Raw genomic sequence first — 18577 nt, 5'->3', positions numbered from 1 at the left:
GGCACGGGTGCGTGAAAGTCCATCGGCGTGGAACTGGCCCGGATCGGCGGGGACATGCCGCATGGACCCCGGGAGGTCGAAAGTCGGACTGCTCCCGGGGAAGCACTTCGAGCGCCACCGCGTCATCCCGAGGCTTGAGGGAACCAAGGCCGCCGTGCGCGCACCGCTGCTCTGGGGGGCCGGGGAGTCAGGGCGGCGGTCCTGGGCCTCGGTAACTCCGGGGGTGGTGCGCGGTGGGCGCCGCGCCGGGGAGGTACGGCCCTGGGCGCGGCACGCTTGGGGGCGGGTGACGGCACGGCACGACACGGCGTTCCCTGGGCCGTGACACCTGATCAGGTGGAGGACGTCAGGATCGGCGGTAAGCGAGAGACGTACACATACGGCTGAGCCCCGCGGTCGGACTCCGCCAGGGCTCAGCCGTGTGTTTGCTGCGTGTTGGGGCGCAGGCTTTGATCAGAGGCCGTAGTGGCCCTCGTCCTCCTACTGGCCGTCGGCGTTGCCGCAGGCGTTGCCGCTGGCCGGGTTCATCATGCTGAAAAGCGCGCTCACGGTGTTCCCGCAGAGGTTCGCCGGCACGTGGACGGGGACCTGGACCTCGTTCCCCGACACAACCCCGGGCGAGCCGATGGCCCCGCCGTTGGCATCCGCGCCGGCCGAGGCCAGACCGGCCCCGCTGAGGACCAGGGCGGACGTGCCCAGGCCGAGGGTCGCCACCTTCGCGATGCGAGACATCACGGTTCTCCTTCAAGTCGATGAACGCGGCCGCACGAAAACGGCCGCACGCTTCCTTCAACGCTCCCGAGCACCGCAGGTCACGGTTTTCGTCCGGGAATCTCCCTTTCACTGGAGGTGGGGATATGGTCAGGCGGATGTCCAGGAAGGGGCCGATGCGTCTGCGCCGCTTTCCGGCACGGCGGCACGTGGCTCGGCGACGACGTGCTGAGGCCAAGGGCCGCTGAGAACAAGCCCGGGTCTCTGGCCTCCCCCGGGGCGGGGCGGGAGGTGTCTCATCGACGGGCCTTCGGCACGCACTCGACGAACTTGCGTGTGCGCACCGGGAGTTGACACTCGGTCGACTGTCCGCACCTTCGGTAGTGACATCGCCATGCATGTAGTCTCGACATTGATCAATCGTCTCGCGGCTTGGAGGAAGTACCCATGACGAAGGCCCCGTTCGTCACCATGTCCGCCGCTACGGCGGCGCTTGGGACTGCGCTCGGTTCCCTCGCGCTTCAGCTGCGCGCGGATGGCTACGAGCAGTACGTCGAATCCGTAGCCACCTTCAGCGTCCTGATGTACGTCACCGCGGCTCTGGTCGTGGTGACATGGGTCCGAGACGGTCGGCCGCACTCGAACTGAGTTCTTCGCGTACAAGCGCCAGGCTGCGACGACGGGTCCGGCGGCGGCGCGGACTCCGGCTGGAGGCCGCCCTGGGACGCTCCAGAGGGAGACGGCCCAGCGCATCAGCCGCGCGCTCTGATTGGGCGTACTGGCCGTGGTGCTCTGCGAGGCCGACCCCTTTGACCTTGCCAGGTTGATCGGGACCTCGTAGACGATCCACGGTGACGCCGATCGCGGCCATGCGGTGCACGACACCTGCCTCCAGCGCGCGTGAGGCCGTGCGGCTCCCCGCACGTCTCCGAGCCGCCCACCGGCCGGCGCGTATATGACAACCGGAACACGCGCCTGACGAAGTGGCTAAACGACGGGATCCCGCCCGTTCGGGTGGCCGGGTGGGCTGGGAACAGCGTTGCTGTGCTCCTGGCGACCTATGCCCGATGCATCGAGGGCCGGCTGCCCGACCTGAAGAGGCGGCTCGAAGCTGCCGGAGATCTCCCCGGGCGGCTGTCCGCCGGCTGGCCTGTCGGGCCCAGAACTTCGGCACGTATTCGACACGGCCACCCGCGAACCCGGTGACAGCCGGACAGCCCGGAGTCCGCCCTTGATCATCGAGAGGGTGTCCGGGGCTTCGTCGTGTCGGCTGGCGTGCGCCCTGACCAGCAAAAAGCCCTCCCCAAGGGGAGGGCGGAGACGTGCGCCCCCGGCAGGACTCGAACCTGCGGCCAAGCGCTTAGAAGGCGCTTGGTGTGATCACTGGAGTACCCCGTCTGACCTGGCGTTTCCCGCTAGCCGAGCGCAAATCCTCGGCGCCTTCGACACGCATTCGACAGGCAGCCTTCGCCGGGTTGGTCGTCAGACAACGGAGCATCCTTCCCGATCGGTGCGGGTGAGTACCGAACCCAGCGGGGCCACGTCATCGGCCTCCCTGACTGTGCAGGGGAGCGGAACTTCCTTGAGCCTGCCCTCATGCAGCATCCAGAGCCCGAAACAGTCGTCGTCCTGGTCCCGCAGCAGGACCTGAACCGACTTCGGGAAGGGCCAGGGCATCTGCTCCAAATGGGGCAGAAGTCCCGTCCAGTTGCGTCGCCAGAAGTCGATGGCCCATGCATCCATGCCAGGGATGGGCTCAAAGCACTGATGCCACTCGCGATGCTCGTCAGGCTTGGTGAGAGGCTCCATCACCTCTTGGGCTCCGAAAGCGATGACTATGACTTCGCAATCTCTACTCATGCGCGCATGATCGGGTTCGTGATCTGAAGAGGTCAACGTCAGACCGCGTACAAGTGGCACCACGGGGCTGCAGGCTCGCTGCCGAATGCGCGGCTAGCGGTTGATCGGGATCTCGTAGACGATCTCGCAGTGAGCGGCGGGCACCACGATGTCCGCCGTCTCCACGGGGCGCCCGTCGTCGCTGTAGTACGTCCGCCGGATGTGCGTGACGAGCGCGGCCTTCTGGATGCCCAGGAGGGATGCCTCCTCGGCAGTCGCGTGCCTCGGCTCGGGCTGCTCCACGGCGTGACTGACGGTGACACCGATCGCGGCCATGCGGTTCACGACCCCGGCCCCGGCGTGCGGCCCTCCCTCCGGGAGGACGACGAGAGTGCCGGCGGTGAGGTCGTACGGCTCCCAGCTCGTGGACAGCTGCACCGGCCTGCCGTCGGCCAGGAACTCGTACGTCGTCCGGACGCAAAGGTCGCCCTCGGCGATGCCGAGCCGCGCTGCGATGTCCGCCGGAGCCGGCGCCTTGGCCTCAGTCCGGCTATCCCAATCCCCTTGCCTGCCCAGGGCCCTCATGTCCGCCCGGAATGGCGACCCGCCGGGCCGCTCACGCGCGGACGAACGGACCACCCGCACCCGCTGCCGGGGCTCGGCGACGTACGTGCCCGAACCGGCGCGGCCTTCCAGCACACCCTGGGAGATCAGCAGCTCCTGAGCCCGGCGAACCACGTTCTCGCCGACCCCGTACTCCTGGCCGATCTGGGCGCGGGACGGCAGACGGTCCCCGGGCTCCCATACGTGCTCCGCGATCCGGCGCCGGAGTTCGTCGGCGATGCGGAGATAGGGCGGCTGCTCAGGCATATGGAAAATCTAGTCCACTAGCTCTAACCTAGTTAACTAGCTTTACTGAAAGTGATCGCCGTTTGACGGAGGCTGCCCTGTGCCCGCTTCGGGATCCCGCGTGGCGGCCATCGTCGCCCGGCTGAACGCCGTTGGGCTTCCCGCGCGCGTGGAGGAGTACGACCGGTACACATCGGTCGAAGCGGAGATACCGGAAGCGCTCTCTGCCGACTTATGGCGGGAGGCCCTGGAAGTGGTGGCGGACGCCGATCGGTTCGGCCTCCTCGCCACGAGCTTGAACGGCCGCACTCTCTGGGCGGTCGTACACAAAGCGGTCCCCACGACGGGCGATGTCGGGGGACCGAGCCATCAGCGATAGGAGCTGAGCAGCGTGCTCAACCGTATCCGCCGTGCCGTCTCGCTCGCCAGAGCGCGGTACGCCCCCAAGGGCAGGCACCGCCGCCCCTTAACGCCCTCCTCGCGGTCGACGGTCGCCCCCACCTTCCCGGCGTCGGCCGATGCGTCGAGGCGGCCACTGGGCAGGGTTTCCGACCTCCCCGACCATCGACTCCCGCTCGCAGGGGAGGACAATGCCCTCGTCCGCCCCTACGTGATGGCCTGGGAGGCACGAGTACGGCCACGAGCGGTGGTCGTCGCTTCCCATCTGCCGGCTGAAGCCTGGTCGACTCTGGCGGGGGCCCGCTGATGTCTCCACGCCAACAGCTTCGCGTCACCGACGCCTCGGCCGTCCCCTACCGGTCGACCGCCTGCCGTATCGGCACGCACCCGCTCTGCACGGAGTCCTCTCCCGTCTCCGCGCCCATCGACCTGCCGGTTGTCTGTGAGACGTGCGCGTGCCCGTGTCACTCGATCCCGGGCCACTCAAAGCCCAGGGAGGTGCAGCGGTGAGCGGCTGGGCACCGGGCGGCGCGCTGGTTTCCACGGTCGAGGTCACGGCGACCACCGTGCAGCGTGGCGACGTCATTCAACTGGGCGGCACGGCGTGCAGGGTCATGGACCTCATCCAACTTCCTCAAGGCGCCAAACGACTCCTCTTCGAGTCGGGCGAGCTGCTGACCATACACGCGCGAACTCGGCTCGTTGCCGTTCGCGTGCAGAGAAGGCGGTGACCCGGTCTGTGCCTCCACGCCATCACGACATCGCCGACGATCTCCGGCGCCAGATCACAACCGGCGCAGTCAAACCGGGTGAACGCCTGCCGTCCGAGGCAGACCTCGCCGACCGATACAAGGTCAGTACGGCCACACTGCGAAGCGCGCTCGCAGTCCTCCAAGGCGAGGGCCTTGTCGAGAAGATCCACGGAAAAGGCAACTTCGTCCGCCGCTCCCTCCGCAAGATCGTGTACGTCGGGGGATGGGGAACGCTGGATCCATGGACCGCCGCTGAAGCGGCCATGCGCGTCACTGTTCGCACCACCACCGTGCAGGCCGACGGCCACCTGACGACCTTGCTCAGGGTGCCGACGGGCAGCCCTCTCGCTGAGTTTTTCTGCATCAGCCGCGAGGGGGACTCTCCACACGGCCTGGCCCGCATCTACGTCCCGCGCGACCTGGCGCCGGCCGGGGTGCTGGGCGATGACTCCTCGTGGCGGGATACGGCCACGCGATTCGCCGTCCTCGGCTCGGCGCCGGCGACTGTCCGGGAGACGGTATGTGCTCGTACACCGACACCGGACGAGGCATCCGCCCTCCGGATCGGCCCAACGACCACAGCCCTCGCGATCACACGGGTCGCGACCGACTCCACCGGTCGAGTAGTCGAGGCCGCGCTTCTCGTGTTCCCAGGGGATCGCGTCGACGCGATCTTCACCACCCACGACGTGACCGATGAGAAGGGAACCCAACGATGACGGCACCGAACGAACTGCGACTCCTTCCGTGGTCGGGGCCGGGGGGCAAGCCCTGCTACTTGGACACCGACGACGAGGCCAGCTACATGTCCCGCCTGGCCGACAACATTGAAGCGGTGCAACTGGGGACGGCGGCCGAGCTGCTGGAGCATGCCTCGGACACCCTCGACGACCAGGACGCCGACCCGGAGGACTTGCACCAGCTGGCGAGGGAACTGACCAGGGCATTGCGGGACGTGCTCCGCGTTGCAACCAGCCGCGGTCACCTCATGGCGGTGAGCGACCGACATCGTTCCTGAGGACCGCTGACCAGCGGGACAGAAGAAGCCCACGGCTGTGACGTCGTCGGATGCCGTGGGCTAAAGTGCCCGCCGCTATTCGCCGGTATCGCTCTCAGTTGATGATGGCAGCTCGTTGTGCCTGCGGATGTGGCGTTGACGCAGCCTCCGGAGTGCGAGTCCGGCCAGACTGACCAGGACGCCGCTGAGGATGTTGATGGCAAGGTCGTGGATCAGTGATCCCATGAAGGCGTGGGTGCGCTCAAGGGCCGGACCGCGCACCGCGCTCCTCGCGTGCAGAATCAGATGACTAGAGCGGCGACGCTGGATCAGCCCCGGCCCGAAGCAGGAACCAGCGTGAACGGCGACCAAGCGCCGTTCGTGCTGGTTTCAATCAACTGGTGTTCAGGCTGGCGGCAGATAGCGGGGCTGGCTAGGAGGCGCCTCTTCGACCTGCCAGATCGAGCGAGTGCATCGACAACGCGACCGTTTCGGTGTGCTGCCGTGCGGACGCCTGTGATCAGTCGCTGCCGCGAAAAGGGTTCCGTGATTCCGGTACGCGCGATAGCGACCAGCGAACCGGTCTCAACGGTCGTGAACTTTCGCTGACATGCGGCACACTGCCGACGTCGCCGGACGGAACCGTGCTCGTCTTCGCGGATGTCCACGACGACCGTGGACGCTGAACAGAAGGGGCATCGCATGAGAGCTCCTTCTTGGTCAGCGCTCTCGACTAGGCCACTGTAGGGCGCCTGAGGGCTTCGCGATGGTCGAATCAGGACAACGCGTAGCTAGGTCGGTGGATGGCCCAGGCAAGGAGGAGCACCGGTGTGCGGTGGAACCAGGTATGAACCCCGACCGACGACAGTCAGCCACGATGGCGCTTGCGTCGACCGATCAGGCGCGCGCGCAGCGCGGCCCCCACCGACCGCAGCTACGCTGCCTGATCGACGTCCGTTAGATCGAGCTGCGGCGGCGCAACCCTGGTGCCGAGACATTGCGCGGTGACTTCTTCGTCCCGAAGCAACTTGGGTGAGCGCTTGACCTTGGGTCGGTGTGCTTCTCACCTGCCGTGACGGTCCACGGACATCCGCGGTTGCCCACCGCTGTGCGTCGGCGTTGTCACACAGTTGGACACACAGACGCGTTCGGTTTTGGCGAGCACTGGGCCCAGGTTGGCCGCTCGCTGACCTCACGCTTTCTGACGCTTGAGAACACTTGCGGCTAGGTCGTCGACAGACTGTCGGAGCTCTCGCTCCGACAGTGAATCCTTGGGGCCGAACCGTTCAACGTAGAGCGTTGCTCCATCACCTACATCAACGGTGAGCTGGGCTTTCCAGGCGTCGCCGTACAGGACTTGGCGGGCAGCGGCACGCCCCTCGATCAGCAACGGCTCTGCCTTCTCTGGGATTACGTCTGTACCATCCACCGTCTGCTGCAGGGACTCTGTGGTGGGGTAGAAGGCGACCACGAACCCGGCTGGTTCAGCCGCGTCGTCCTCTGTCATCAGCAGATAGCAGGAGGCGCCACCCTTCTCCTCAGCCATAGGAGATGCCTCTCTGATGCTGAGTTGCTGTTGCATCGAACCGCTCACGAGGTTGCAGACGGTCTTCTTGCTGACCCCGGCAATGATCGGAGCGTCTCCAGGCGCCGAGGCGCTTGTAGACCCAGATGAGTGCGCAATGGCGTAGCCGAGGCCGGCGCCGACAGCAAGAGAGAGCACTGCGGTGAGGATCAGCATGCTCTTTGCAGGGTCACGACGGCGCTTCGTGAGAGCTGAAGCCGCTTCCTTGGGGGAGCCCACGGCTGAGCCACTGCCGTGAGTTGAAGTGTCCTCGCTGGCCATGGCGGGATCATCACACCGGCGCCGTGGCAGCTGTCGTGATGATGCTTGATCGTTACGGGGCGAACGGCGAGCCATCAGCTTGGGAAGCTGAGTTGATCTGGGGCCTGTCGCTGACCTGACCTGCAGCGGAAGGTGTTGGCGGCCGGTAGGCGGGTCCTTTGGTTTCCCCGGTGCTCCCCGCGGTTTCCCGCACGATCTGGCACGCGTCTGGCACACCCTCTTCGTCCCGGACTCTCTGCTGCACGGTCAATCGGGTCTTGCGGGCTGGTCAATCGGTCGTGGGCGGTTGCTGGGGGCCAGCTACAGTCAGCGAGGTCGCTGTACTTCCGCGCTGGCAAGCCTGGAGCTGGCGCGCCTGAGCGAGCTTGCTGCGGATAGTCAGCGTGTCGGGGTGCATGGCGCCCAGAAACTGTTGGCTCCGGGCGAGGGCCGTCTCCAACAGTGGGATTGCCCGTGCTGGAGCCCCGAAATCCTGGTAGGCATCCGCTAGGTTCCTGCGGCTGGTCACGGTGGTGGGGTGGGTATCGCCGAGGATTTGTTCGGCCTGGGCGAGAACTGTTTCAAGCAGCTCGATGGCCCGCTCTACGTCTCCCGCCATGAGGTAGGCGCTTGCCAGGTTGTTGCGAGTGGCCAGGCTGTGGGGGTGGGTGTCGCCGAGGATTTGTTCGGCCTGGGCGAGAACTGTTTCAAGCAGCTCGATGGCCCGCTCTACGTCTCCCGCCTTGAAATAGGCGCTTGCGAGGTTGTTGCGCCCGGTCATGGTGTCCGGGTGGGAAGTTCCCAGCACCCGTTCGCGCTGCTCAAGCGCCATTTCGAAAAGCGGAATGGCCCGCTGCAGGTCCCCCGCTGACCAGTAGGCGCTTGCGAGGTTGTTGCGGCAGGTCAGAGTGTCGGGGTGGGTGCCACCGAGGATCTCCTCGCGCTGGGCGAGAGTTGCCTCGTACAGCGGTATCGCCCGCCTCAGGTCCCCCGCCGCTCGGTAGGCGCTTGCGAGGTTGTTGCGGCTGGTCAGGGTGCTGGGGTGGGTGTCGCCAAGGATCTCCTCGCGCTGGGCGAGAGTTGCCTCATACAGCGGTATCGCCCGCTTCAGATCCCCCGACGACCAGTACGCGTAGGCGAGGTTGTTGCGACTGGTGAGGGTGTCGGGGTGGGTGTCGCCAAGGATCTCCACGTGCTGGGCGAGAGTTGCCTCATACAGCGGTATCGCCCGCTTCAGATCCCCCGACGACTCGTAGGCGCTTGCGAGGTTGTTGCGGCTGGTCAGGGTGCTGGGGTGGGTATCGCCGAGGGCTTGCTCGCGCTGGACGAGGGCGGCTGTACGCAGTCGGATGGTGTGGGCTTCACGCCCTTGGTGGTGCAGGTACTGTGCAGCGGCGTCGTAGGTGTCGGCTGTCTCGGTGGATGTTGGGCTATGGGCCGGTGTGGACTCGGCGAGGCCGATGACATGGGGCAGGAGCCGTTCCCATTCCAGGGTGTCTGTGTTGCCGGCGGAGACGGCTCGCTGGATGAGGTGTTCGGCGTCCTGCCGGCCGGGCGGATATCCGTCGGATCCGGCGGACTGGTGGCGCAGGACGGTCTGTACGAGGCGGTGGACGTTGATGGCTTGGCGGTCGGCGCTGTAGGTGATCATGTTGTACGCGTACAGCGCGCCCAGGGCCTGGCCGAGAGCGAGTGGGTCGGGGCAGAACGGGGCGAGCAGAGTGCGGGGGATGGCGTCAGGCGCGAGCCATGCCATGGCGTTCAGCAGGGTGACGGCCTGGGGGTTGCGGCGTTCGATGGCGGTCAGGGTGTGGTGCCAGATGCGGGCGATGGTGCGTTCGGGGTCGATGCCGCCCGCAGCCGCGTCCATGACGCGTCCCAGCATCTGCCGGTAGTCGGCCAGCAAGGTGCCGGTCTCGAACAGGTAGGCGCCCGCCTGCTCCAGAGCCAGCGGCAGATAGCCGAGGTCGGCGGCAAGGTCTGCGGCGTCCCGGCACTGTGCCGACGTGGGGGCGTGCTCCGCCCCGAAGGTGAGAGTGCACAGCAGGTCCACGGCCGCCTCGGCCTCCAGCAGGCCGAGGGGCATGGTGGGGGCGAGGGTGTGCCAGCCGGTCGCGGTGCGGCTGGTGGCCAGATGGTGCCCGTCTGGGAGCGCGCCGAGGTAGTGGCGCAGGTCGGCGGGGTCTTCGACGTTGTCGAAGACGAGCAGCCAACCGGGGTGCCACTGCAGCCACAGCAGCGCCCACGCCGCCCGCTCCGGCACGCCTGCAGATGCCGCCCACTGCGGGCACAGCCGCGAGGCTAGAGCGGCCAGGCTGGTAACGATCTGCTCGGTGCTCGCGGCGTTGATCCACCACACCAGCGTGTACGCACGTCGGTAGGTGTGGGCGTAATGCAGGGCGAGCGTGCTCTTCCCGATCCCGCCCAGCCCATGGACCGCCCGTACCCCGGAGACCTGGGTGACCGCGGCCTCCCCCTGATCGGCCAGCAACCGGCGCAGCTCTGCGAGCTCGCTCTGGCGTCCGACGAACACCCCGGAGGCGGACCCGGGCAGGTTACCGGCCGCCGGTGGCGCGTCGACCTCCTTGGCCCAGCGCACCGCCTCTGCCGGCAGCATCACCACCCGAGCCCCGTCCCCGGTGATCGCCACACTTACATCACCGCCCACCGCCACGGACCGGGTGCCCGTCGCCTGCGGGGCGCCACCCCCGGCTGCCGCTCTGTCTGTCACGGTTTGATCGTTGTGTGGTCCCCGGTCACGGCCGTGGTGATGGTCCTAGCGGCGATCGACCGCTCACCTGAGGCCGTCACGGTCACCGTCTCCCCGACCGCGGGCAATATCCTGGCCAGCTCTGTCAGCAACTCGGCGTCCTCACGCAGCGCACGCTTGATCTGCTGGCGCACAGCGGCTGCCGCGTCCGCATCCTCCGGCGCCTCGGCCGCATCCTGGATTGCGGTCTCCAGCTCTGCCCGGCCCTGCTCGTTGCAGCGGCGCCACACCGTCTGCAGGATGCGTTGCCCCAGATTCGCCGTGGCATCCGCCGCCGCGCTCTCTGCCCGGGAGAACACCGCCGCCCCGTACGTGCCCACCGCAGTCGTCAGGTACGGCCCCGCCTGCTCCACCAACTGCACGATCTCAGCGCTCACTTGCCCCCCGACCTCACGACTACAGGTGACCCAGCCTAGGAACACGGCCCCGCTCGCACAGCCCAAACGCCTAAATCGCCCCGCGCGGTTCCACCGCCGCCCGACCGCCAGACCTCTTCGTCCCGAAGCAACTTCGGTACGGATGCTGCCTTGGGAGGGCGTGCCATCCACCTGCACCGATGGTCCGCAGACATCCGCGCTCGTCCGCCGTTGTTCATCGGCGTTGTCACGCAGTAAGACACTCACCCGTTGCGGCTTCCGGTGCGATCAGTGCACGTCAGCTCAGTTCTCCGGGCTTGGGCATGGTGCTACCAGTGTCGCAGATCGACTTTGGTGACCTGCGACTGTCGGTCGCTACGACTGTCGGTAGTGGTCGTCATCGGTCGCCGTTGAGCGGCCTCGGACGGCCCAGGGACGGCCCGGCGAAGACCAGTCGTCGGCTGGCCCTCAGTCACCGAGCCGGACCTTGACCTGGTAAGGACGGCCCGCCAGAAGACCTGGCCACTGGCAAGCCTGCAAAGGGCGGGGAGAGCCCCCTCAGCATGGTGGCCTCCAGATGCGTCATACCTCGTCTGCCGTCCTGGATCGTGCCCCTCTTCGTGAACGGTTCGCCTGACACACCAGGAGTGATCGTGCAAGATCGAACCAGACTGCCTTGGTGAGCCGCCGAGGGACCTCGCAAAGTGGACAGCGACATCGGAGGGGCCATGCAAAACGGGAGCGTCGCGTCGGGCACTTTCGAACGAGATGCCGCAGCACTCACGCAGACAGCGAACCGGCTGCTTTCAATTCTTCGTGCACGCCAACAAGTTTCACCGATTCCGCGCCCCCTGATTACTCGATGGGAAACTGTTGAGGATGAAGCCATCCGGACGGCAATCAGGGAACGAAAGGTACGAGGGCGCGACCAGGTACAACTTCTCTTCTTTCATGCCGATCGCCTAGCGAATAACGCTGCACAATTCCGCGATCCACAAAAATTGATCGAGTCCATAACTCAACTATGCTTTGCATGCTTTTACGTCGCCAGGAATCGCACGTACGCCACGCCGGAGGTAAGACGCGCCGCGCTGGAACTAGCAGAGAAATGCAGCGCAGGCATCAAGGTCCCTCGCTTTGTCCGTGTTGAGATACGAGCGAGCCTGGAAAAGACCAAAGCAGACTCGGCGGATTGGCTCAGATTCCTTGGTCCTGGCTTCGACGCGGCAAAGCTTGAAGCAATTCTCAAAGAAGCCAAGATCATGGGAACTAGAAAGGATCTATTCGTACTCCCAGATCTGCCGCCGCCGGAGGTTACCGAGTCGGCCGCAGACCTGCTCGCTGCCGCAGCCAGCGAACAACAGGAACAAGCCGATCGCCTAAGTCTTCACATCGCTTACGATCGCTCCGACAGTGAAGTTCGGATCAGATCAGTTGAGCTTTTTGGCATCAGAGGCGCCCCCGGATCTTTGAAAATTCCATTTTTGCTGAAGAAAGAGCCCGTTTCTTCTTTGATCTTCGGCGAAAATGGAACCGGCAAGTCAACCATCGTGGATGCGATCGAGTTCGCCCTTCAAGGCAGGATTGGTCGCTCGACTTTGTACGATTCGCCCGTGTCGCCAGCATTGCGCTCTTTCTCTAGAGGCTCCGGCAATTGGTCTCTGGTGGAGCTTTCGGACGGCACCAAGGTTCGGCGTGAAGTCGTTACGAGCGCCGGCGGGACTACTGCGGCTGAGCCACTGACGGTAAGGCCAGGATTCCGCCTTGCACCTATTACCATTCAGAGGTCTGATCTCCTCCGCTTCCTAGACACAGGAGCGCTCAGCCGAGGCACCATCCTCCTGGACTACTTCCCAGCGAGCTCCGAGACTTTGGCGATTCGCCCCGACGAAGCGGCTCATCGCCTAGAAGCGACCTTGACGGAACTGCGAATCAAGCGAACCGCCTACGCCGAACGCCTTGCAGTGCTCCTGGATGTCAGCCCCACTGATGTAGATAGTCGAGAAGGGTTCAGCAAAGCGATCAAGGAGAAGGTCTACAAGGAACAGACACCCTACAGCTTCCAGCAAAATAGAGGCTGGGAAGCGATGAATCCGGAGCTTGCTCGCACGATCAGGAACCTATCCCAGGTTCACACAGATATGCGGAGCATCAAGAAGGAGCTCGCGGCAAAAGATAATCTACTCAATCCTGCTCTGCACCGGGACCAAGTTGACCTAGTTAAGGTAGCTTTGAAGGGGGTCGCCGATGAGGTCACTCACGCCTTTAGGGCGATATGCCGTGAGCACTCTGTTGAGCGGATCGATATCCTGTTTGGCAGGTCTGGCCCACTGTCGCTCGATATCCGCGTGGGGCTAAGCGATGGACGAAGCTGCTTCCCGCAACAAATTTTCTCGGAGGCGTACAGGGATCTGTTGGCTCTACTCTTTTTCACCTCCGTCGCGAAAAAGGCAGCCGAACACGGGCAGGCGCGAGTCCTCATTCTAGACGACGTCCTACAGAGTGTAGACGCCGGCGTGCGACAGGACTTCGTCAACCATCTGTTGAGCAACTTCCAGGATTGGCAGTTGATTTTCACCGTTCACGACCGGCTCTGGATGGAGCGGTTGCGGTCCCTGTTCAGTGCGCACGGACACAGGTTCGTTGAGCACCAAATCAGATCCTGGGACGCTACGGAGGGGCCGATACTTCAGCAGCCGGGTGTGGATGTGCTGTCGAAAGACCTCATGTTCATGCTAGATCACGGCGAGCCGGAGGGAATTGTTGGTCGCGCTGGTCCTTTGCTGGAACACCTGTGCAGAGAGCTTTGCGCGCGCTTCAGCCTAATGGTCCCATACAAGAGAGATGGTCGACACATGCTTGCCGACCTCTGGACCGCTACGCAGTCCTCACTGCATAACACACGCCTTGAGGCGGAACTCGCAAATCTGGCGGCCGATCGAGCTTTGCGGAACCTGGCGGCACACGCCGATCCAAAGGTGCTTGAACTGAGCATGAATGAGGCTCGTCATTTCGGCAGAGCGGTTCTGGATCTTTACTCAGCAATTCGTTGCCCTGACTGTCGGAGGTGGGTCAACGAGGGCAAGGAGTGTGGATCTCACAGGTGCCCATCCAATATCAAACTCTAATCGAAACCGCGTGAACCGCTGATCCGGATGCTATCTAGGAGAAGCCGGAGCCGACCAACTTCGTTAACCATCACTCACCCAGCTCCCATCCCGTCCGCCGTCGACCCACACACCGTGGAGCGGGCGTGGTCCATGGCGTCCAGGTGGAGCGCGCCACTGTACGAACGACCTGGACGCCATGGGCCGCGTCTGCTCGGCTTTGCCTGGGTCGACGGCGGACGGGATGGGAGCTCCCCGCGCACGCCACCCACGGAGCCGCAGTCGGCGACGGCGCCCCCTCCATCCCGGTGCCGGCCGATCCCCCCGCCGGAGGCATTGTTCTGACCTGGACCGCGCATGCGGTGATCGCCCTATGGCCGTAGGCCCTATCCACACGTGGGCGCGCGTCGGCGCAGCGCGGGCGGAGCGGGCCGGAGGCAGGAGCGGCGCCCGCAGCGGAGCCGGGAGCGCGCCCGGCGGAGCGTGAGCGGAGCCGGGTGCCTTGATGAAGGAGAGAAGATTTTATCCCGCTGGGATGAGGCGCTTGCCGTCGTGGCTGCGTACGTGGGGGCCGCTGCCGTCTAGGGCATCCAGAAGCCTGACCGCGAAGACCTCGGACATGCGCTCGCCGACCTCGTCGGGCGTGAGCCAGGAAACCGCCGTGGACTCGCTCGACGTGCGCTCGGTGCCGCCGGACGGCTTGCAGCGGAAGACCAGGGCCACGATGCCGCGGGTCAGGTTCTTGTAGACACCGGTCAGCTCGTCCACCTCGACGTGGATACCTGTCTCCTCCAGAACCTCGCGGGCTACGCCGGCCTCGGGGGTCTCCTTGAGTTCGAGGATGCCGCCGGGGAGTTCCCAGGTGCCGTTGTCGGCTCGGCGGATTGCCAGGAGGCGGCCGTCCTCCCGTACCACCACTCCGGCCACGGATACGGAGTGCAGGGGAGACGGCGTCGCTTCCTGTGCTTGACTCATGTAGAGGAGCATAGGAGGCAGAGAAGGACTATGGGAACTGCGGCTGGAGGGGTCGGATCCGGACCTCGGTACGTGCAGATCGCGGACGAGATCGTGCAACAGATCCGGGCGGGGGTTCTCAAGCCTGGCGACATGGTGCCGAGTGAGTCTGAGCTGGTGGAGCGCTATGGCGTGTCCGGCGGGACGATCCGTAAGGCCATGGTCGAGGTGCGGGCGAGTGGGCTGGTCGAGACTCGGCACGGCAAGGGCTCGATCGTGAAGAACCGGCCTCCGGTGCGGCACCGCTCCTCCGATCGCTTCCGGCGTTCGCTCCGGCAGGGTGGACAGGCGGCCTACCTTGCGGAGTCCGCGCAGTCCGGCGCCACCGCCAAGGTCAGTGTTCTCTACATCGGGCCTATGGAGGCGCCGGAGGACGCCGCCCAGCGACTGGGCGTCCCGGTCGGTACACAGGTGCTGGCTCGCCGACGTCTCTACTTCCGTAACGGCACCCCGGTCGAGACCGCGACGTCGTACCTGCCTTGGGACGTCGTGAAGGACATCCCAGAGCTCTTCGCCGAGAACCCCGGCGGCGGGGGCATCTACGCCCGACTCGAAGACCACGGACATGAGTTCGCGGAGTTCGTCGAGACGTTGCAAGCGCGGCCGGCCTCCAAGGCGGAAGCCTCGGAGCTAGCGCTGAGTCCGGGGGCGCCCGTGGTTCATCTGATCCGTGAGGCTCGTACGACCGCGGGCCTCGTGGCCGAGGTGTGCGACACCCTCATGGCCGCTGACCAGTTCGTTTTCGAGTATCGGATCCCTGCCGCCGACTGACGCGCACTCAACTCCTCGCGACCCGTCACGAGTTCTTCTTCGTGACGGGTTGACTCATGTACAGGAGTCGTGCACTCTTCTTCACGTCACTCATGTACATGAGTGACGGACTTCAGCATCTATAGAGGAGTGATCTCTGTGCGTCAGATTCCCGTCGACACCAACGGCGCCGTCGTGATGGTCGCCAAGCCCCCACAGGTCAAGGTCCGTGACCGCCGTACCGGCGAGATCGCCACCGACGCTGAGACCGGGGCCAAGCTGGAGATCCTCTCCATCACCGTCCCTGAGCCCGGCATCACCGGCGAGCTGGCCATGGGCACGCCGGTCGCGCTGACCGGGCTGATCGCCCGGCCCTGGGAGAACGACTTCAACGGCCAGAAGCGGCACGGCATCGCGTTCCGCGCGGTCGCGGTCACCTCGCTCGCCGATGCCGCCGCAAGGCCCAAGGCGGCCTGATCATGACCGGCTTCACGGTCTGCCTGGTGCTGGTCGCCGCCGCCGTAGGTCTTCTGCGGTGGCGGCGCCCCGCCTGGTACTGGTTGACCTTCGGGGTCACGCTGGCGGTGGTCCGGGTCCTGGTCCGGTACGGCTCGGTCATGGACGCGTGCGGGTTAACCGTGCCGCCCGCGCGGTGGCGGCTCGCTCTCGCCCGTGCCACCAACCGGCCGATACCGGGGCCACGTGCCCCGCGCATCCTGCGGCTGCGGCCCACTCGCACCGGCCTGGTCCTGCGGCTCAAGCTCCGCCCCGGACAGGACGCCTTCGACATCGCCGCAGCCTCGGACCGGCTCCGGCACTCGTTCTCGATGTACGGCGTGACCTCGCGGGAGCTGCGCTCCGGTGTCGTAGAGGTGCGGATGACCGGCTACGACGTGCTCAAGCGAGTGCAGATGCCGGCCATGACCGACACCGAGCCGATGCGGGTACCGGTCGCCCTGCGGCAGGACGGCTCGGTGCACTACCGCGACTACCGGGCGATACCCCACGCCCTCACCCTCGGGGCCACGGAGTCCGGCAAGTCCGTCTACCAACGCAACCTGGTCGCCGGACTAGCCCCGATGGACGTCGCCCTCGTCGGCATCGACTGCAAGCAAGGGGTTGAACTGTTCCCGCTGGCCCGCCGGTTCTCCGCGCTGGCCGACGACCCCGACACCGCCGCCGAAGTACTCGACGCGCTCGTGGTCCGGATGGAACGCACCTATCAGGTCATCCGGGCTCAGCAGCGGATCACCGCCGACGTGCCGGACGCGGAGATCGCCGCCGACATCTGGGACCTGCCCGATCACCTGCGCCCGGTCCCGGTCGTGGTCCTGGTCGACGAGGTCGCCGAACTCGCCTTGTACGCCAACAAGGAGGAGGAGAAGCGCCGGGACCGCATCATCACCGCCCTGGTCCGCCTCGCCCAGCTCGGCCGCGCGGCCGGCATCTACCTGGAAATCTGCGGACAGCGCTTCGGCTCCGAACTCGGCAAGGGCATCACCATGCTCCGCGCCCAGCTCACCGGCCGCACCGCCCACCGCGTCAACGACGAGACATCCGCGAACATGGCCTTCGGCGACATCGCCTCGGACGCCGTCCTCGCCGCCATCCAGATCCCGGCCGAAATGCGGGGGCTCGCCATCTCGGGCGACTCCTCCGGAGGATGGCACCGCATCCGTGCCCCGCACACCTCGCTCCGCCAGGCCGTGAACATCTGCAACCGGCACGCCGACCGGACCCCGGACCTGCCCGAGCTGGCTCCGTTCCGGCCCGTCCTCTCCGCCTCGGCTGCCGCTCCCGTGTCGCTGGCCAAGGCTTCCTCAGCGGCCGTCTGATCTCTCTCTGATCCCCACTGGTCGGCGTGACCGCATTCGCGCCAGGTCCCTACCCCCGCCATGCCCAAAGAAGGGAGACCCCGCCGTGTGCCCGAACTGCGAGGACTTCGCCCGGACCGTGCTCCTGCTCGGCCAACTCGCCTTGTACGCCGACATGGCCGGCGCCGACCTCGACTTCGTGGAAGCCGTCAGCGCATCCCTCGCCGTCTCGCTGCCCGAGCCGCCGCCCGGCACCTTCCCATCCGGCTACGACCCCGACGGGGGCCCCGCCTACCCCGGTGACTCCTGATGGCTGCCCGTCGCAGCCTCCGAGTCGATGCGGTCATGGTTCAGGCTGTCATCGCCGGTGCCCTGTCCTTCGCCCACCTGCACGACCTGGCCTCCGCTGCCGGACAGAACGGCTGGAAGGCCTGGGCCTACCCGGTCAGTGTCGACCTGCTCCTGGTCGCCGCCTGGCGGCGCCTGCGCAGTGAGGGCCCGTCTCGGCTGGCCTGGTGCTGGTTCGTCGTCGCGCTGTTCGCCTCGCTCGGCGCCAACGTCGCCACGGCCGGGTTCCTGGACCTGGCCGACCCGCCCGCCCTGCTCCGCCTCGGCATCGCCGGATGGCCCGCGCTCGCATTCCTCGGCGGCACGCTCCTCGCGCACTCGTCGGCTGCGGAGTCGGGGCCGGTTCGGCCAGCATCCGTCGCGGACGTGGAGGAGGTCGTGTCTCCGGTCGAGCAGCCGGTCCCGGACGCCGAACGCGCATCGGCAACCGAGCCCGTGCCCGAGCCTGACGCGGCCCCCGCATCCCCGGCCCCGGCTCCCGCTCCTCCGGTCCCCGCCGTCCTGGTCGACCACGCCCGCAAGGTCGCCGACGAGTACCGCGCCCGTACCGGTGCCCCGATCGACACAGACACCCTGCGCTCCCGCCTCGGCGTCCCGCCCCACCTCGCCGACGCCATCGCCGCCCACCTCGCCTGATCGGTGAGAGAGGAAGACCAGTGATCCGTGACCCGGCCGACCTGACCGCCTCCGATTACCTCGACGGTGCCCGTGAGATGGCCGCCGCCAACCGGCCCTTCCTCGCCCACCTGCTCGCCGAGGAAGCCGCCCGCCTCACCGCCGCCCCGGCCGTCGCCGCCGACGTCCGTGCCGGCTTCCCCGCCCCGACGACGACCCGAGAGGAGACCGACTGACATGCCTGCCCGCGACCACTTCCACTCCGTGATGTGCATCGGCCCGGTGCAGATCGGCACGCACCGCGACCGCAACGGCCAGACCAAGCACGCCGCCGTGTGCAGCTCCGACGGCTGCGGCTGGTCCGCCGACTACGGCAGCCAGTCCGCGGCCCAGCTCGCCGCCCGCACCCACCGCTGCCGCGTCCGCTAGGA

General features: G+C 66.4%; 20 protein-coding genes and 1 tRNA gene. 13 read left to right on the top strand and 8 right to left on the bottom strand.

All coding sequences use genetic code 11. From position 1 onward, the window contains the following. Nucleotides 1-480: 480 nt before the first annotated feature. On the bottom strand, nucleotides 481-732 hold the full coding sequence (locus ABZ079_RS00620) for a chaplin (RefSeq protein WP_356937168.1): 252 nt from the start codon (nucleotides 730-732) through the stop codon (nucleotides 481-483). Nucleotides 733-1158: 426 nt separating this feature from the next. Between ABZ079_RS00620 and ABZ079_RS00615 the strand changes: the two genes are divergently transcribed. Beyond that, nucleotides 1159-1359: an SCO3870 family protein gene (locus ABZ079_RS00615; RefSeq protein WP_356937167.1), complete on the top strand. Its 201-nt coding sequence runs from the start codon at nucleotides 1159-1161 to the stop codon at nucleotides 1357-1359. Between the two features lie 680 nt (nucleotides 1360-2039). On the opposite strand, the gene ABZ079_RS00610 is transcribed toward ABZ079_RS00615, so the two are convergent. From ABZ079_RS00610 to ABZ079_RS00600, 3 genes are all read right to left on the bottom strand, one after another. Then, nucleotides 2040-2105 (bottom strand) — tRNA-Arg (locus ABZ079_RS00610). Nucleotides 2106-2193: 88 nt separating this feature from the next. Then, nucleotides 2194-2571, bottom strand: a complete 378-nt coding sequence (locus tag ABZ079_RS00605) for a hypothetical protein (protein ID WP_356937166.1) — start codon at nucleotides 2569-2571, stop codon at nucleotides 2194-2196. Between the two features lie 93 nt (nucleotides 2572-2664). Beyond that, entirely contained in the window at nucleotides 2665-3420 is a 756-nt protein-coding gene (locus ABZ079_RS00600) for a GntR family transcriptional regulator (RefSeq protein WP_356937165.1), read from the bottom strand. 79 nt (nucleotides 3421-3499) lie between these two features. Between ABZ079_RS00600 and ABZ079_RS00595 the strand changes: the two genes are divergently transcribed. From ABZ079_RS00595 to ABZ079_RS00580, 4 genes are all read left to right on the top strand, one after another. Beyond that, entirely contained in the window at nucleotides 3500-3778 is a 279-nt protein-coding gene (locus tag ABZ079_RS00595) for a hypothetical protein (RefSeq protein ID WP_356937164.1), read from the top strand. 526 nt (nucleotides 3779-4304) lie between these two features. Next, nucleotides 4305-4529 (top strand): hypothetical protein, encoded by a 225-nt coding sequence (locus ABZ079_RS00590; RefSeq protein ID WP_356937163.1) that lies wholly within the window; start codon nucleotides 4305-4307, stop codon nucleotides 4527-4529. Then, nucleotides 4526-5269 carry a GntR family transcriptional regulator gene (locus tag ABZ079_RS00585; RefSeq protein ID WP_356937162.1) on the top strand — a complete coding sequence of 248 codons (744 nt, stop codon included), beginning with the start codon at nucleotides 4526-4528 and terminating at the stop codon, nucleotides 5267-5269. The genes ABZ079_RS00590 and ABZ079_RS00585 overlap by 4 nt, the downstream gene beginning before the upstream one ends. Next, on the top strand, nucleotides 5266-5568 hold the full coding sequence (locus ABZ079_RS00580) for a hypothetical protein (protein WP_356937161.1): 303 nt from the start codon (nucleotides 5266-5268) through the stop codon (nucleotides 5566-5568). Before ABZ079_RS00585 ends, ABZ079_RS00580 begins: the two co-directional genes overlap by 4 nt. A gap of 1171 nt (nucleotides 5569-6739) precedes the next feature. Here the strand turns inward: ABZ079_RS00580 and ABZ079_RS00575 are convergent. From ABZ079_RS00575 to ABZ079_RS00565, 3 genes are all read right to left on the bottom strand, one after another. Further along, nucleotides 6740-7393, bottom strand: coding sequence for a hypothetical protein (locus ABZ079_RS00575; protein ID WP_356937160.1), 654 nt, complete (start codon nucleotides 7391-7393; stop codon nucleotides 6740-6742). Between the two features lie 268 nt (nucleotides 7394-7661). Continuing rightward, nucleotides 7662-10103, bottom strand: a complete 2442-nt coding sequence (locus ABZ079_RS00570) for a tetratricopeptide repeat protein (protein ID WP_356937159.1) — start codon at nucleotides 10101-10103, stop codon at nucleotides 7662-7664. Continuing rightward, nucleotides 10100-10519, bottom strand: a complete 420-nt coding sequence (locus ABZ079_RS00565; RefSeq protein ID WP_356937158.1) for a hypothetical protein — start codon at nucleotides 10517-10519, stop codon at nucleotides 10100-10102. Before ABZ079_RS00565 ends, ABZ079_RS00570 begins: the two co-directional genes overlap by 4 nt. A gap of 683 nt (nucleotides 10520-11202) precedes the next feature. Between ABZ079_RS00565 and ABZ079_RS00560 the strand changes: the two genes are divergently transcribed. Beyond that, nucleotides 11203-13626 carry an AAA family ATPase gene (locus ABZ079_RS00560; RefSeq protein WP_356937157.1) on the top strand — a complete coding sequence of 808 codons (2424 nt, stop codon included), beginning with the start codon at nucleotides 11203-11205 and terminating at the stop codon, nucleotides 13624-13626. 501 nt (nucleotides 13627-14127) lie between these two features. On the opposite strand, the gene ABZ079_RS00555 is transcribed toward ABZ079_RS00560, so the two are convergent. After that, nucleotides 14128-14592 (bottom strand): NUDIX domain-containing protein, encoded by a 465-nt coding sequence (locus ABZ079_RS00555; RefSeq protein WP_356937156.1) that lies wholly within the window; start codon nucleotides 14590-14592, stop codon nucleotides 14128-14130. Nucleotides 14593-14610: 18 nt separating this feature from the next. On the opposite strand from ABZ079_RS00555, the gene ABZ079_RS00550 reads away from it, so the two are divergent. The 7 genes from ABZ079_RS00550 to ABZ079_RS00520 all read left to right on the top strand — a co-directional run bounded on the left by ABZ079_RS00550 (nucleotide 14611) and on the right by ABZ079_RS00520 (nucleotide 18575). Continuing rightward, nucleotides 14611-15390 (top strand): GntR family transcriptional regulator, encoded by a 780-nt coding sequence (locus ABZ079_RS00550; protein WP_356937637.1) that lies wholly within the window; start codon nucleotides 14611-14613, stop codon nucleotides 15388-15390. Nucleotides 15391-15528: 138 nt separating this feature from the next. After that, entirely contained in the window at nucleotides 15529-15846 is a 318-nt protein-coding gene (locus ABZ079_RS00545; RefSeq protein ID WP_356937155.1) for a hypothetical protein, read from the top strand. A 2-nt stretch (nucleotides 15847-15848) separates the two neighbouring features. Continuing rightward, nucleotides 15849-17204, top strand: a complete 1356-nt coding sequence (locus tag ABZ079_RS00540) for an FtsK/SpoIIIE domain-containing protein (RefSeq protein WP_356937154.1) — start codon at nucleotides 15849-15851, stop codon at nucleotides 17202-17204. An 85-nt stretch (nucleotides 17205-17289) separates the two neighbouring features. Then, nucleotides 17290-17493 carry a hypothetical protein gene (locus ABZ079_RS00535; protein ID WP_356937153.1) on the top strand — a complete coding sequence of 68 codons (204 nt, stop codon included), beginning with the start codon at nucleotides 17290-17292 and terminating at the stop codon, nucleotides 17491-17493. Beyond that, nucleotides 17493-18167 (top strand): DUF2637 domain-containing protein, encoded by a 675-nt coding sequence (locus ABZ079_RS00530; protein ID WP_356937152.1) that lies wholly within the window; start codon nucleotides 17493-17495, stop codon nucleotides 18165-18167. Before ABZ079_RS00535 ends, ABZ079_RS00530 begins: the two co-directional genes overlap by 1 nt. A gap of 20 nt (nucleotides 18168-18187) precedes the next feature. Continuing rightward, on the top strand, nucleotides 18188-18382 hold the full coding sequence (locus ABZ079_RS00525; RefSeq protein ID WP_356937151.1) for a hypothetical protein: 195 nt from the start codon (nucleotides 18188-18190) through the stop codon (nucleotides 18380-18382). A gap of 1 nt (nucleotide 18383) precedes the next feature. Beyond that, nucleotides 18384-18575 (top strand): mobile element transfer protein, encoded by a 192-nt coding sequence (locus ABZ079_RS00520; protein WP_356937150.1) that lies wholly within the window; start codon nucleotides 18384-18386, stop codon nucleotides 18573-18575. Nucleotides 18576-18577: the final 2 nt, after the last annotated feature.

It is taken from the genome of Streptomyces sp. NPDC006314, assembly GCF_040613075.1.
Lineage (GTDB): Bacteria > Actinomycetota > Actinomycetes > Streptomycetales > Streptomycetaceae > Streptomyces.
Note: the sequence above shows the minus strand (reverse complement) of the source record. Positions and strands in the feature narration are given on the sequence as shown.